Below are 14,362 nucleotides of genomic sequence, written 5' to 3'. Positions count from 1 at the left end.
AGGCGGAATGTAATTCCGCCGTCAACGCCGAAGGGAGCGTCTGAAATGCAAAATGCTTTAGGTTTGGCCAAGGAGAATGCAAATGAGCGAGAACGTGAAGCATACGGCCGGGCAGTACCTGACTTTCACTCTGGCCGGCGAGGTCTTCGCCCTCGACATCACCGCGGTGAAGGAAGTCCTCGAGCTAACGGCCATCACCCGGATTCCGCGGATGCCCGACTACCTGCGCGGGGTCATCAACCTGCGCGGGCAGGGCGTGCCGGTGATCGACCTGCGGCGTAAATTCGGCCTGGAGTGCGCCAAGGATTCGGTGAACACGTGCATCATCATCGTGGAGGTTGACGGCCCCGAGGGGCGGTTCAATATAGGCGCCCTGGCCGACTCGGTGCGCGAGGTTCTGGAGATCGGCGCGGACGAAATCATGCCTGCGCCGAAGATGGGCTCAGCAGTGAAGATGGACTGCATCGAGGGAATCGGCCAGCAGGGTGATAGCTTCACCATCATCCTCAAGGCCGAGCGGATCTTTTCCGGCGAGGAACTGGAGCAGGTCCAGGTGCCCACACCAGGTGTTGCCGAGAAGATCGTGATCAAGCCGGCGGTTCGGGTCAGGCAAGTCCAGCCGTAACCGGAAAGCCTGAGGTTTGATATGAAATGACCTGATTGCGGCAGGGGTACGGCCAGACCAGGAGAGCCGTACCCCTGCCGCTGTAAACGACGAAGAGCGGTAGCGGGCCAGATCCGCGAGCGCGGCGAGCCGCTCGGCTATGGTCATGGGTCGCTGCTCTTCGCCCCAGGGCCTAGTCACCGCGGCACCTCCGACCCAGGTGTCCGGCCTCGGCCATGTGCTCGGCTGGAAGCCGTCCATCTCGAAAGACATCTCCCCAACTTCATCTACGAGGCCGAGACCAGCTGCAGCCTGCGCATGGACCACACTGTCAAGCAACTGCTGGCCTTCGCTGCCGAGGCCAAGCGGGTCAGCGCCGAGTTCATCCACCTGCTCCCCAAGCCCGCTGCCAAGGACGCCCGTGAGGTCCTCACGCAACTGGGCGTTCGCAACGCTCGGATCATGTCCCTGCCGGATGGCTAACGACGCAGCGCGACTCCACGTGTCCTGCCGATCTCCATGTACCCTCCCCCCGGAACCACGGAGACCTTTAGAGCATTTTGCTTTTGAAAATGCTCTGTAAGCCATGCGTCGGCATGGCTTGCCGCCGCGTAGGCGCAATTCACTTGCGCCGTCAACGCCGGAGCGGGCGTCTTAAAAGCAATCTGCTCTAGCGTCGCTGGAACGTCAGGCAATCCGGTTGGCTTTGCTTCATCCCGACCTGGATGGAGGAAGCCGTGCACTCGTAATTCTGGTTAAAGCTGCAGTCGAAGGATTTGCAAGCGCCCACTCCAGCCGTTGCCTCCTTAACGCCGCCATGCTTGGAGGAGCTGAAGAAGGTGTCGCAGAGGGGATCGGACGGCTTCTCACCGATGGTGATCGCCAGGGCATGGCACGCCTGCTCCGTATTGTAGGCGCAGTCGGATACGGAACATTTCTGGACGGTTGGCATTTTCATGGCCATGGTTTTGCCTCCTGTTTAGGTGAATATGGCTGAATCATAACAAGCCCAAAGAGGAATAAACAATAGTCTGTGCGAAATTACCCCCGCCTTCCGGGCAAGGAGCGAGGGAGGCATGAGGAGAGGGTCGGCGAGGATCAGGTCAGGCAGGCGGGATTAAGGAGCCGGGACCATCGGCCAGGTGCTGACCAGCGCGCTCCACCACTCCCGCGGCATCAAGGTGCGCCTCGCGGACAGACGGGTCGGGCGGGTCGCGCTCGGTCTCCCTACCCCTCCCAGCCTTTTCCCGGCGCACCTTCTGGTGCCGCACGTAGGCCAGCAGCACCTTGTTGATACGCGTCTGATAGGCCGCACCGATCGCCGCGCTTGAACCAGTCGATTACCTCGGAATCGAGGCGGATGGTCACGGGCTTCTTGGCTTGCCGCAGATCCGTGCGTTCCCAGTCGCCAGCCAGGAACTCCTCGTCCACAGGCGGGTTGTCCGGATCTTCCTGGGCGCGCCTAGTGATCTCCTCGTCGCGTATGGCCTCGACTCGCGCCTCATCGGTTTCCGAGCGGATTCGCCGGGCCTCTTCCGAGGTCATCCTGACCACATCAGCCTTGCGAGACATAGAGACATACTTCCCTTGCGTTGGTCTTGCGGACCGAAATTATGGGACACGGCCGGCGCGTTCGCCCATGGCCACGTAGCGGCGCTCTCAGTAGTCGCTCCGGTCATCCTCGCGCATGAGCGGCGAGCCCTCAAGCACCTCGATGGCGTCCAGAAAGTCGATTCCGTGCTTTTCAAGGTTGCCGCGCTTGTTCTGGTCCCACTCGTAACGCATGGGTGATATGTGCTTACAATTTGTCATTACGCAAAAAGGACCTTCATCTCCCCCCCCTGACCTCCAACAACTGATCCCACCTCGTCGTGTACGCTGGCGACAGCTTCTCTCTCTTCATGCCCCACTCCGGCTCGATTCCTCCGGCCGCATAAGCCAGCGCACCCCGTCCATACCTGCGGTTGGCCGCATCGAGCACGGCCATGGCCTTGCCGCGTTTGGATTCATCTGCTGGCTGTGGCGCGATAAGTGAGAGTTGCCGACTGCCTTTTGGCTCGATGCCGGCCAGGAGCACGCCGGCCTTCTGGTAGGCGTGGCCAGTCCGGAACAGGCGCTCCAGAATGCCCAAGGCAGCCCGCAGCAGGTCCGGCGTGTAGTCCGAGGCAACGGGTAGAGTGGCCTGGGCCAACTCGGCATGTTGGCGATGCTCGGGCTTGAAAGGGTTAGTGCGGATGAAGACCTGCACGATGCTGCACACCGAATCCTGCCCGCGCAACTTCTCGGCCGCGCGTGTAGCATAGCTAGCCACGGCTTCGCGCAGCCCCTCCAGGCTGCGCACGTAGGCTCCGAAACTCCGCGAGCAGCAAATGGCCTTCTTTGGCGGTGGCGCCTGCTCCATGGGGATGCACGGCTGACCGTTCAGTTCAAGCACCGTTTGCAGGCCCTGCACGGTCATGTGTTTGCGAATCCAAACGCGGTCGGCGCGCTTGAGGTCCAGGGCCGTGTGGATGCGCCTGCTTTGCAGCAGCTTGGCATACTGGGGCCCGACGCCCCACACGTCTCCCACGTCGAGACTGGCCAGCCACTCGTCCGCGTCCGGCCCGCGCAGATCGAAGATTCCGTTGCTCTGCTTAGCCAACTTGTTGGCTGCCTTGGCCAGCGTCTTGGTTTCGCCGATGCCGATGGATATCGGGATGCCAGTCCAGCGCAGCACCCGCTCACGGATCTTGCCGCAAATGGCGGTCATGTCGCCGCGCAGACCGTCCAGCCGCAGGAAGGCTTCATCAATCGAGTATACCTCGCAGGCCGGCACCATGTCGGCCATGGTGCGCATGACCCGAGCCGACATATCACCGTAAAGCGCGTAATTCGAGCTGAACACGGCCACGTTGTTGGCTTTGAACAACGCCTCGTGCTTGAAGGCCGGTGCGCCCATAGGGATGCCCAGCTTTTTGGCCTCGGCCGAACGGGACACCACGCAGCCGTCATTGTTGGAGAGCACGGCTACGGGCCGGTTCTTGAGTTGCGGATTGAAGGCCTTCTCGCAACTCGCGTAGAAGCTGTTGCAATCAGCCAGGGCGTACACGGGCATGACCGCCCTCCGGCATGGTGCGGTGAATGACGTGCGTCACCACGCCCCAGATTTCCAGGTCAGAGTCCGACGTGACCTCGATGGCCGTATATCTGGGATTGGCCGGAGCCAGCCACAGTCGATCAGCGCGGCGTTCCAGGGTCTTGACCGTGTACTCGCCCTGCACCGAAGCGATGACGATTAAGCCAGGGCGCGGATCAATGGAGCGATCCACCACAAGCAGATCGCCTGGGCGGATACCGACTCCCTCCATAGAGTCTCCGGAGGCGCGTACAAAGTATGTGGCAGGCGGATTGCGTACGAGATGCTCATTTAAATCGAGCGACTGCTCCACGTAGTCGTCTGCCGGCGAAGGGAATCCGGCTTGTACGCGGCACAGCATGAGCGGAAGAGGTAGATCAGTTGTCCGTTCAAAGCGTAATATTGCAGCCATGCTTGACACCTCACGCAAGCATGTACGCTGCAGGCGTGAAAAACGTCAAGCGTAGATGTATTGACAGGCAGATTAGAACAGCAGCATAAAAATCTAATAGGCCCCGAATCACTCCGAGGCCTTTTGCTCCTTACTCTACCATCGGCTCCGGCCACGGCACAGCCGGATCATCCGCTCCACTCCACGGAACCCCCTCCTGCCCCGGCATGTCCCGCAAGGCTTGCCGATAGTCCAGCCAAGCCTGCGCGGATTAGCCACCAGAGGCAAGCGCCAAGGAACTCTCGCGTCGTTTGATCGTATTTGTATGCGTGCATATCGGCTCATCATGCGTAATTGATCCACACGGGATAGGCGATGTTGCGCGGACGCGCTTCTATCGATCCAGAAAATTGAATTGTAATGCCGGTTAGGGAGGCTGTCGTCGTCTGTGCCGCGTTCATTTGGTTGCCGTCATAATCAACATTTGGGTAAGCGGTGCTGCCTGTGCCCCAGCCTTGATAAACGACGTGCGTGTGACCAGGATTATTTAGAGCAGACTGCTTTTAAGACGCCCGCTCCGGCGTTGACGGCGCAAGTGAATTGCGCCTACGCCTACGAGGCGGCAAGTCATGCCGACGCATGGCTTGCAGAGCATTTCAAAAGCAAAATGCTCTATACCGTGGACATGCGCCAAGTTCTGGCGTCCCTGCACCAATCCATGTATGCGCCCAACATCAACCTCCCGCCCGCGATCCAACGCGCGAACAACTCCGCGTTGATGAGTGGCGCGCGGAAAGTAGTCACGCCGTCGCCGACACTGAAGCAGCCTTGCTTGGCTGCAGGCCACGCCGCCTCCGAAACGGCCCCAGGTTGCGCCCGCGCCCATATCTCCGGGTAATCCGCGCGCAGCAAGAGCTGGCCGCTCGTGGCAAAGCAGAATGGAAGCGCCAGATGGAGAGCAGGCCGGCCACTTCCACGGCGGCCAATTCCACGGCGGCCAATTCACCGTCCGCGATCTCACTCATGGAATAGCATCAAGAGCATTGATTATCCGAAGACTCTTGATCTAATAAACCTGTTTTCCAATGCCACCATTCAACCGACCTCTGCGATACATGGGAGGGGTGCATGCAAGTCAGCAGGGAATCCTACGAGCAACTAAGGATGGAACTGGAGGTAGAGCGGGCCCGTGCTGAAGCACTTGCCTGCGACCGCAATCTGCTGACGGCGCTAATAGAATCCTTGAGCGATGAGATATGGTTCTGCGATGCAGAGGCCAACCTCAAACTTCTGAATAAAGCCGCCAGGACCGAACTGGGGCTTGAAACCAGCGATCTGTTCCGTCCTCTGGACGATGTGAACGCGCAACTTGAAATCCTCAACCCCGATGGCACGCCCCGATCACTTGAGGAAGCCCCGCTGCGACTCGCTCTCAAAGGCCAGGCAGTCCAGGGCGAGGAACGCATCCGACATTTGAAAACGAGCGAGCTGCGTTGGCGAGAGTACCGAGCCAACCCGGTTAGAGATGAACGGGGAGACATAACCGGTGCTGTCGGGCTGGTCAGGGACATAACGGGTATAAAGCGCACAGAGAAGGCCTTGCGCGAGAGCGAAGAGCGATTTCAAATCGCCCTCCTCCATTCACCTGCCGTGGTTTTTGCCAAGGATCGCGATTTGCGTTTCACTTGGATCTACAATCACCCTTTCGGCCTGTCCCCCGATGAAATCATTGGTCACAGACTACAGGACCTGTTCAAGCAGGGCGAGGATGACATCCAGGAATCCATCGCCCGCACCGTGATCGAGACGGGTCGATCCGCAAGGCTTGAAGCGCCTATAAGAGTGCATGGCGAAATAACCTGGTGGGATATCGCTCTTGAGCAGACGCGCGACGAGCATGGTCAAGCCACCGGTATTATCGGGGTCGCCTTCAATATAACGGATCGAATGAAGGCAGAGGCCTCACTACGGGAAAGCGAAGAGAAATTCCGGAAGATATTCTCGTCCTGCCCAGACCCTATAAGCATCAGCACTCTTGAAGATGGAAGGTATATCGAGGTCAACGATGCTTTCACAAGGACAAGCGGCTTTTCGCGAGATGAAGTTATAGGAAAGAGCAGCCTCGACCTGGGAGTATGGCGAGCCCCGGAAGATAGGCAACAAGTCATAGACAAGCTAAAAGACAAAGGGAGCCTTCGTAACTTCGTCAGCAAGCGCCGTACAAAAGCCGGGAAAGCACGGACAGTGCTACTTTCGACGGAGATTCTTGAGATCGCGGGCCAACCCTGTTTGCTCAGCGTGTCCAAAGACATCACCCTGCTCAAAAAGCGCGAGAGTGAACTACGCAAACGTGAAGCGGATTACCGCTCGCTGGTGGAGCACTCTCCCGACAGCATCGTACGATTCGATCGGAAGCTGCGCAGGATCTACATCAACCCGGCCTTCGAAAGAGTGACCGGAGCCCGCCATGAGTGCAGCCTTAACAAGACGCCCAGCGAGACGACGGGCTTGCCTGTAAACAGTTCCGCGTTCGAGGACACCCTTCGCGAAATCTTCGAGACCGGCGTGCCCAAAGAGATTGATCTCTCATACCTGAACCCATCGGGCCAAAGAATACTCCACTGCTGGCTCGTGCCTGAATTTGGTCAAGATGGCCAGGTGGAGACGGTGCTCTCCATTGCCCATGACATAACCGAGCACAAGCAGGCTGAGGCTAGCATGCAGCTCCAGCAGGATCGGCTCGAAACGCTCCTGCGGCTAAGCCAGATGACGGAATCGACCGAGGACGAAATTCTGGGCTTCATTCTGGAGACATCTATCAGGCTAACCGGAAGCCGTTTCGGATTTCTTGGAGCGGTGCACAGGGACAACGGCTTCATGACGTTTCCCAAGTGCTCCATTGGGACGATGGAGCACTGCGACGTCAAAATCCTCCCTGAATCATTCGCTCTGGATAGAGCTGGCCTGTGGAGCAATTGCTTGCGTCAGGCGAAGCCGTCCATCATCAACGATTATTCGGCCGAGCATCCGGCCAAGAAAGGCCTGCCCCCAGGCCATGTGCCTATTACTCGCCTGCTTGCCGTGCCGCTTCTCGAATCCGGGAAGGTAACCTTCATAGCCGTGGTGGCGAACAAGCCGGATGATTACGATCAAAGTGACATCACTCAGGTTATCCTGCTTCTCGAAGGCATGCTTGCCCATCTGAAGAGGCGCCGGGCCGAGGAGGGCCACAAACAGGCCCGGGAGGAAGCGGAGGCGGCGAACAGGGCCAAAACCGAGTTCCTGGCCAATATGTCGCACGAGCTCCGCACGCCGCTCAACGGCGTGCTGGGCATGATCGAACTGGCCGGCATGAGCTGTGCGGACCCCAAGACCCATGACTTTCTCCGCCTGGCAAAAGATTCCGGAAGAATGCTCCTGGACATTATCAACGACCTCTTGGACCTCGCCAAGATCGAAGCCGGTAAGGTAGAGCTGGAGAAAAAAGTCTTTAATCTACGAGAGGCTTTGGACAGTACATTCTACCCTGTGTGCATGGTCGCTGAACGCAAGGGCCTGCAATGCTCGCTTGTCGTTGATCAATCCGTGCCTGAACACTTGGTCGGTGATCAGGGCCGCTTCAGGCAAGTCGTCACCAATCTCGTCGGCAACGCGGTTAAGTTCACGGAAAAGGGCGAAGTGAATCTTTCAGTCATGCGTATCCCCCACCCTTTCGCCACGGATTCCGTTCAAATCCGATTTAGAGTCAAAGATACGGGTATTGGCATACCTCAGGACATGCACAACGCCATCTTCGATGACTTCACCCAGGTGGGCCGATCCTACAGCAGCAAGTATGGCGGCACGGGCCTCGGCTTGGCCATCTCGCGCAACCTGGTCAACCTTATGGGAGGAGATATCTCGGTCGTAAGCGAAGAAGGCAAAGGGAGCACCTTCACATTTACCGCGACATTCGGGCTTGCCAGTGATTCCCCGCTTGTCGAAGCGATCGAGAAGACCTGCGGAACCGCAGAAAGCAAGCGGTTGCGTGTGCTGGTGATCGAAGACAACCCGATCAACCGCATTGTTGCGAAGGAACTCCTGACCTTGCAGGGATGCGGGACCGAAACAGCCGATACCGGCCATGAAGGGTTGGAGAAGCTGAGACAGTCTGAATACGACTGCGTACTCCTGGATATCCGCCTGCCGGACATGGAGGGCACGGAAGTCCTGCAGCGGATTCGGCGAGGCGAGGCAGGCAATCCCAAGGTCTGCGTGGTGGCACTCACTGCCTATGCACTCCAGGGTGATAGAAACCGTTTTTTGCAAGCCGGCATGGACGACTACCTCGCCAAACCGATCTCATCCGAGGATCTGCTGCGGGTGCTGAAGCGCATCCAAAAAAGACGGTAAAAGCCATTGGACGGATAAAAATCAATCGACATGAATTACCGTTTGCATGCGTACTCGCCAAAATCTATCTATGAGCACCTTATCCGCCCCCATATTCCCCGACTTTCCTGGCCGGAAACTCTTCGGTCCGCACAAGCTTCAGAATCGTCACCACGACCTCCTCTTTGTCGCCCTTGAGTGGCCAGACCCGGCCCACGTGCTTCTGTACGTCTTGTTCGTGGCTTCAATTTCCAGGGGAGCGGTATATCCTTCTGCTTTTCCTGATACTCCTCCTCCCCACCCAGCTCCTGGCCCAAGTGATCAGCAATACCCACCTCTCCTGACCTGCGCCCCGATTAGCCCTAAAAGCTGTTTCACGTTTGACCCTTAAAACCCTTTAGGGTGTATAGACTTTCATCATGAAGATCGAGTGGACAAGGAAGGCCCTGAAGCAGCACCTGAAGCTGCCCGCCCAAGTCCAGACCCAGATTCTCACGGCGGTGGCCACGTTGGTCGATTGGCCCGAGTGCCGGAACGTCCATCAGGATCATCCTCGTCAAGGAGGTCAAAAAGCGCGATGAACGCATCTACCACTAAGCACTAGGTGGTCGAGCACGAGGGCAAGGCCCTCTACGTGCTCGTGCCCGTGGAAGAGTACCGGGAACTGGAGCGCCTGCGCGCTGGAGAGGAGCCGACCTACCCGCATGAGGTCGTCGAACGCCTTACCGAGGGCAAGAGCCTCGTGCGCGCCTGGCGCGAGTATCGCGGTTTGACCCAGGTGGACATGGCAACGCGCCTGGGCATCACCATTCCGGCTTACCAGCGCATGGAGCAGCCCGGCCGCAATCTGCGCCTGGGCACCCTCAAACGCCTGGCCAAAGCCCTGGAAGTCCGCGTGGACCATCTCATTCTGGATGACGATGAGGACGAGGACGCGGCCTGTTTGACCGGCCAGAATGCAGAGCTCGACCGCGACTCCATCCTGATCGAGGGCGAGGCACAGGAGCCTTCCGACACCCGCGCCCGGCCCCTCTGAACCAGCCTTGCGTGCAAAATCAGCCCTGCCCATGAACCACCAGAGCGCTGTGGGCCTGAGCCTGAAGAAACTGCCAGACCATGTTCGGCAGCGGCTGCTTCTTGCAGTACAGGTGGCCGAAGATGACGAACGCCTCGACATCGATTTCACCGTTGAACGGAGATTGCCTGACTTCCTCTACTATGCCGCTGAATGCTGATTGCACCTTCGCTTCGTACTTCTGCTGCATGCAGCGCAGGAAATGTCCAGCGCCTGCCGGTCCGCAGTGGTAGTAGCCGCCGTCGCCCGCTATTGCCGCCAGCAAAGGCTCCACATCCTGGAAGGCCTGCTTGTCGCCGCCCACGAACAGCGCCAGGCGGTATTCATCCATCGCGAGGCCGACATCGACGTAGTGCGCCCCTTTCTTGGCAAGCCGGGCAGTGAGTTGTATGTTGTCCGCGAAATACTGAGCGCGGCTGTTCACCAGGATCGTACCGGCCGGCAGGATCTCGACGAGCGCGCTGAGCTGCCTCCCGGATAGCTCCGTGTTCCAGACCACCTTCGGCTCATCCAGTTGTTCAAGGGCTTCCTGGATTTCCATCCCTTTTACCTTGCCAAGGAAGCCGAGCCGCCCAAGCAGCGCCGAATTATTTGTGTCCTGGTAGATGCAATGGTCTTCAGCGAGTAGTCGTCTTGCGATGTCCTCTGTCTCGAAACCATCTCCAAGCATGCATATGTTCATGATTATTCTCCTGCCGCCCCAAGGCAAGGAGCATTCCATAACGCAAAACCAGATAAATGGCGTTCATCCTGATAGCAGCTCAAACTTAGCTGCACCACCTTTGGTGCAATTGCTCATCAATGGTGCAAGTATTAACAGAGACTATTGATATTATTTACATTATACATAAATAGCCACATCATTAATGTACCAGACATGGTGCACATATTATGGTTTGCTCTACTCTCAAATAATTAGCATTTGCTTTGCATCTGCGCTTGAAGCGCGTTATACATATCCATGCGCCACATTTCTCTGCTTAATCCTACTGACTATCCGACTGCCGTCCCCGGCCGGGCCGACATCGAGTCGAGGCCATGAGGTCCTCCTTCCGCGTCGCCTGGCTGGCTTCGCTCGCGGCCACAGCCTGGCTATCCCTGCAACCTCAGCCGGAGTTTCCGGTCGAGTTCTGGAATGCCGACAAGGTCTATCACCTTCTCGGCTACGCCTGGCTCGGCCTGCTCGGAATCCTGAGCTTCGAATTCCCAGCCAGCCGACGCCGGGCGCTCCTGTTCACCCTGGCCTTTGGCATCACCATGGAATTTCTGCAGGGTTTCGTGCCTGGACGCATGCCGTCTTTCTGGGATGGAGTGGCGAATGCGGCGGGAGTAGGCCTGGCGTGGGCTGCAAAGCGATTCAACAAGTAAAGCCCCGCTGTCTACAGCGGGGCTTTACTTATCAAGGCGGTGCACCTATGCGACCTGCGCTTCAGAACCCTGTGCTGTCGTCAAAACTTGCTCAACTATCTCGTCCGATACAATTCTCTCGGCTCTGAGGATGATCATGAAGCTCTCATCCTGGCGGCCGATCCCTTCGATGAAGTCGGCATCCACCACGGCGCCCATCTTTGGGGCCGGCATGATCGATTCCGAAGGAATCTCCAGTACCTCACGAACCGAGTCCACGAGAACTCCCATATTGTCCTGACCCTCAGGACCCTTGGTTTCCACAATGATGATGCAGGTGTCCACCGTCGTCTCGGCGCATTCGAGCCGAAACTTTCGCCGCAGGTCGATGACCGGCACGCCTTGCCCGCGCAGGTTGATTACTCCGCACATATGATCGGGCATTCGCGGAATTCGGGTAACTGGCCTCAATTCGAGGACTTCACGCACGGCGTCTATATCCAGGGCGAAGATTTCAGAGCCCAGGGTAAACGTCAGATACTGACAGGTCTGTGTGGTCGTCTGCTCTCTCATGGTGTTCACCCGACACGTTAAAAGCGTTCGAATTCATTATCCAAGTTGGATGTGGCCATGTCGAGGTTGACGCGCTTGGCATTATTCCCGCGCCTACCGACATTATAAGATGCCCCCTGCAAGACTGGCTGCGCCTTGGCTCTGGTCGCATTTACGGCCTTTGCGGCCACCGGTCGGGAATTGCGCAAGGGCCCGTCATCGAGCTTGAAGAAGCCGATTGTCTGCTGAAGCTGCTCGGCCTGACTGGAGAGTTCCTCGCTGGTGGAAGACATTTCCTCGGCGGCTGCAGCGTTTTGCTGCACTACCTTATCGAGTTGCTGAATGGCCTTGTTGATCTGCTCGGCCCCAGAGGTCTGCTCGTGGCTGGCGGCTGCGATCTCCTGCACGAGTTCGGCGGTTTTCTGGATGTCGGGAACAATCCTCCGGAGCATCTCGCCAGCCTTTTCGGCGATTCCCACGCTCGTGGCCGACAAGTCGCTGATCTCTCCGGCCGCCGCACCGCTTCGCTCGGCAAGCTTGCGCACTTCTGCGGCCACTACGGCGAAGCCCTTGCCGTGCTCGCCTGCCCTGGCCGCCTCGATGGCGGCATTGAGGGCCAAAAGATTCGTCTGGCGGGCGATCTCCTCGATGATGGAAATCTTCTCGGCGATCTCCTTCATTGCCCCCACTGTCTGATCCACGGCTTGGCCACCTTCTCTCGTGTCGGTAGCGGCCTTGAGGGCGATTCTTTCAGTCTGCTGGGCGTTATCCGCGTTCTGACGGATATTCGCGGCCATCTCTTCCATTGAGGAGGAGACCTCCTCCACGCTTGCGGCCTGCTCGGTCGCGCCTTGCGACAAGGATTCAGAGGATGCCGAGAGTTCCTCACTGCCCGAAGCTACGTTGTCGGATGCGGCTTTAACCTCCGCAACTATTTCACGCAGCTTGTTCATCATATCATTGAGAGCCTGGGCGAGCTTTCCAATTTCATCGCGCTTGTTGATATCCAATTGGTTGGTAAAATCGCCGTTGGCCATGGCTTGGGCAAATTCAACACTCCTGATGATGGGTCTCGTCAGAGTTCTCCCGATGAGTACGGCCATGCCAATGCCGGCAAGCAGTATGACAGCCGTGGCGATACCGATAGCCTTGAAGAGTTGCTTCAGCCCTGCAAACACATCGTCGAACTTTGCCGCGACTGCGATACTCCAGCCAGTGCTCTCCACTGGGGCATATCCGAGGAACTTCCGAACTCCTTTGTAATCGTACTCTCCAATGCCTTGCTCGCCAGCAACCATCCGGCGCTCAAGCGCCACCAACGAGGCAAGAGCCGGGTCGGTCTTAAAACTGACAAAGTCATTATCGCCCTGCCTGACGAGATCGAGATTGTCATGGGCGACCGTGGTACCATCCTTGTTGATCATGAATGAGTTGCCTGATGCACCGACCTTGATGCTTGTAACGGTTCTGACGATCTCTAAGCCGTCTATGATACCCGCAATGACACCAGAGATTTTGCCATCTTGTTTGATTGGCGTAACGACCAGGCAATAAATAGAGCCATCTTTTCGATCAACGAGAATATCGGAAATCGAAGTCTCCCCTCTAACAGCCAGTTTGAAAGAGTCTTGGTCTCTTATATTGAGGGGCGCGCCTTCGCTGAAGCGGATATCGCCTTCCAGTGTCCCCACACCGACCCGGACGAATCCATAATGGTCGCGATCATGAATTAATGCAGGAGACTGTGATTCCCAGTCCATGCTTTTGATCACATTGCGGTTGGCGATTGCTTCGACCGCGAATTGGTAGAATCGCACCTTGTTAGCGACGAGCTTGGCTGCATCGGCAGCTTTATTTGCGACGTACTCCTCGACATTCTCCGTCAAAGCTCCCGAGGCATACTGGTAAGAAATGAAACTCAACCCAAGGCAAACGGCCAGCAAAACACCACCTATGGATAATGCCAGCTTTGACCCGATCCCCAAATTCCTCACAACAAGCCTCCTACTCAATGCGTTCCTCGGAACCATTATCCAACTACATTTATTGAATTTTCCAACACTACTGGTCTTGTTGTTAACGGTGATAACTAGCAATATGCAAAAATTAGCCCCTCCTAGACTCTACCAACCAGGACGAATAGACTCCATATCGTTATCGGCACATTCAGAAACGATCTTTATGTCACACGAGAAATTATTATACATCTTCAAATCAACCAAAATATAGACAAGGCATTAACAAAACAAATGACACCACTATAATTAAGATACGTTTTTGACTACTGCATCTTTTTTTAGTGCATTATGCTTAGGCGCATAGACAAACCATTCAACAAAAGACGAACCTGAATAACATAGCCGCCGATCGATGGCCGACCAGGGCAAGGGGCGCGGACGCATGCGCCGAGCCTCACGCCGTCTTTCTGGTAGGGGTGGCTATGCCGCGCCGTTTCAGGCGAGGTTTGAAGCAGGCTGCGCGCATGCCGGTGGATCTGCGGGCCACTGCCCATGCGCAGGGCCGCCGATGAACGACACAGGCCACGCATCCATGCGCCGAACGCATACACGACGCGCGTTCCGTTCCATGCACTCGATACAGTTAAGATAACTTCTTCTAGCTTTACGGGGCTGATCCGATGTGCTAACCTATAAGCCTTATATTTTAAGCATTTGTCGGGAACCCTTTGGAGTCTCATTCATGGACGCAAGAATGCCCACCCGCGTGCGCCTGCTCGCGCTCGTTTTCATCGTGCTGCTCGGCCTGCGCCCCGAGGCAAGGCTCGAAGCCGCCACAGCCGTTGCCTTCGGCCCGCAACAAATCATCAGCACCGACGCGCTCGGCGCCAACTCTGTGCATGCCGCGGACCTGGACGGCGACGGCGACCTGGACGTGCTCTCGGCCTCG

At 57.3% G+C, this 14,362-nt stretch carries 15 protein-coding genes; 6 read left to right on the top strand and 9 right to left on the bottom strand.

Annotated features, from left to right (window positions below; all coding sequences use genetic code 11):
• Window positions 1-82 precede the first annotated feature (82 nt).
• Together H585_RS0118855 and H585_RS23325 are read left to right on the top strand one after the other, a co-directional pair.
• The gene (locus H585_RS0118855; RefSeq protein WP_027368973.1) at window positions 83-625 is read left to right on the top strand and encodes a chemotaxis protein CheW; all 543 of its coding nucleotides are present in this window, start codon (window positions 83-85) and stop codon (window positions 623-625) included.
• A gap of 297 nt (window positions 626-922) precedes the next feature.
• Window positions 923-1,087 carry a hypothetical protein gene (locus tag H585_RS23325; RefSeq protein WP_154658863.1) on the top strand — a complete coding sequence of 55 codons (165 nt, stop codon included), beginning with the start codon at window positions 923-925 and terminating at the stop codon, window positions 1,085-1,087.
• A gap of 187 nt (window positions 1,088-1,274) precedes the next feature.
• Here the strand turns inward: H585_RS23325 and H585_RS0118845 are convergent, their stop codons facing one another.
• The 6 genes from H585_RS0118845 to H585_RS22765 form a co-directional block, all read right to left on the bottom strand.
• On the bottom strand, window positions 1,275-1,568 hold the full coding sequence (locus H585_RS0118845; RefSeq protein WP_014260568.1) for a DUF1540 domain-containing protein: 294 nt from the start codon (window positions 1,566-1,568) through the stop codon (window positions 1,275-1,277).
• A gap of 263 nt (window positions 1,569-1,831) precedes the next feature.
• On the bottom strand, window positions 1,832-2,176 hold the full coding sequence (locus H585_RS23165) for a BrnA antitoxin family protein (RefSeq protein WP_244432641.1): 345 nt from the start codon (window positions 2,174-2,176) through the stop codon (window positions 1,832-1,834).
• 87 nt (window positions 2,177-2,263) lie between these two features.
• The gene (locus tag H585_RS22935; RefSeq protein WP_014260566.1) at window positions 2,264-2,389 is read right to left on the bottom strand and encodes a BrnT family toxin; all 126 of its coding nucleotides are present in this window, start codon (window positions 2,387-2,389) and stop codon (window positions 2,264-2,266) included.
• A gap of 43 nt (window positions 2,390-2,432) precedes the next feature.
• Window positions 2,433-3,698: a Y-family DNA polymerase gene (locus H585_RS0118830; RefSeq protein ID WP_027368972.1), complete on the bottom strand. Its 1,266-nt coding sequence runs from the start codon at window positions 3,696-3,698 to the stop codon at window positions 2,433-2,435.
• Complete coding sequence (locus H585_RS21785) at window positions 3,676-4,080, bottom strand: LexA family protein (RefSeq protein ID WP_272941438.1); 405 nt, start codon at window positions 4,078-4,080, stop codon at window positions 3,676-3,678. The genes H585_RS0118830 and H585_RS21785 overlap by 23 nt, the downstream gene beginning before the upstream one ends.
• A 181-nt stretch (window positions 4,081-4,261) precedes the next feature.
• Complete coding sequence (locus tag H585_RS22765; RefSeq protein WP_102046967.1) at window positions 4,262-4,366, bottom strand: phage tail assembly chaperone; 105 nt, start codon at window positions 4,364-4,366, stop codon at window positions 4,262-4,264.
• A gap of 872 nt (window positions 4,367-5,238) precedes the next feature.
• On the opposite strand from H585_RS22765, the gene H585_RS0118815 reads away from it, so the two are divergent.
• Window positions 5,239-8,502 (top strand): PAS domain S-box protein, encoded by a 3,264-nt coding sequence (locus H585_RS0118815; RefSeq protein ID WP_027368970.1) that lies wholly within the window; start codon window positions 5,239-5,241, stop codon window positions 8,500-8,502.
• Window positions 8,503-9,085: 583 nt separating this feature from the next.
• Window positions 9,086-9,517, top strand: a complete 432-nt coding sequence (locus H585_RS21780; protein WP_051183208.1) for a helix-turn-helix domain-containing protein — start codon at window positions 9,086-9,088, stop codon at window positions 9,515-9,517.
• Between the two features lie 19 nt (window positions 9,518-9,536).
• On the opposite strand, the gene H585_RS0118795 is transcribed toward H585_RS21780, so the two are convergent.
• Window positions 9,537-10,226, bottom strand: a complete 690-nt coding sequence (locus tag H585_RS0118795) for an NAD(P)-binding domain-containing protein (RefSeq protein ID WP_244432639.1) — start codon at window positions 10,224-10,226, stop codon at window positions 9,537-9,539.
• Window positions 10,227-10,594: 368 nt separating this feature from the next.
• Here H585_RS0118795 and H585_RS0118790 point away from each other — a divergent pair, with 368 nt between their 5' ends.
• Window positions 10,595-10,924 carry a VanZ family protein gene (locus H585_RS0118790; protein WP_027368968.1) on the top strand — a complete coding sequence of 110 codons (330 nt, stop codon included), beginning with the start codon at window positions 10,595-10,597 and terminating at the stop codon, window positions 10,922-10,924.
• Window positions 10,925-10,969: 45 nt separating this feature from the next.
• Here H585_RS0118790 and H585_RS0118785 read toward each other — a convergent pair whose 3' ends face one another.
• Window positions 10,970-11,476 carry a chemotaxis protein CheW gene (locus tag H585_RS0118785; RefSeq protein ID WP_027368967.1) on the bottom strand — a complete coding sequence of 169 codons (507 nt, stop codon included), beginning with the start codon at window positions 11,474-11,476 and terminating at the stop codon, window positions 10,970-10,972.
• Between the two features lie 17 nt (window positions 11,477-11,493).
• Window positions 11,494-13,449, bottom strand: a complete 1,956-nt coding sequence (locus H585_RS0118780; RefSeq protein ID WP_027368966.1) for a methyl-accepting chemotaxis protein — start codon at window positions 13,447-13,449, stop codon at window positions 11,494-11,496.
• Window positions 13,450-14,155: 706 nt separating this feature from the next.
• On the opposite strand from H585_RS0118780, the gene H585_RS23395 reads away from it, so the two are divergent.
• Window positions 14,156-14,362 (top strand): FG-GAP-like repeat-containing protein (locus H585_RS23395; RefSeq protein ID WP_027368965.1); only part of this gene is annotated, 207 nt, incomplete at its 3' end.

This window comes from Desulfocurvibacter africanus subsp. africanus DSM 2603 (assembly GCF_000422545.1).
Lineage (GTDB): Bacteria > Desulfobacterota > Desulfovibrionia > Desulfovibrionales > Desulfovibrionaceae > Desulfocurvibacter > Desulfocurvibacter africanus.
Note: the sequence above shows the minus strand (reverse complement) of the source record. Positions and strands in the feature narration are given on the sequence as shown.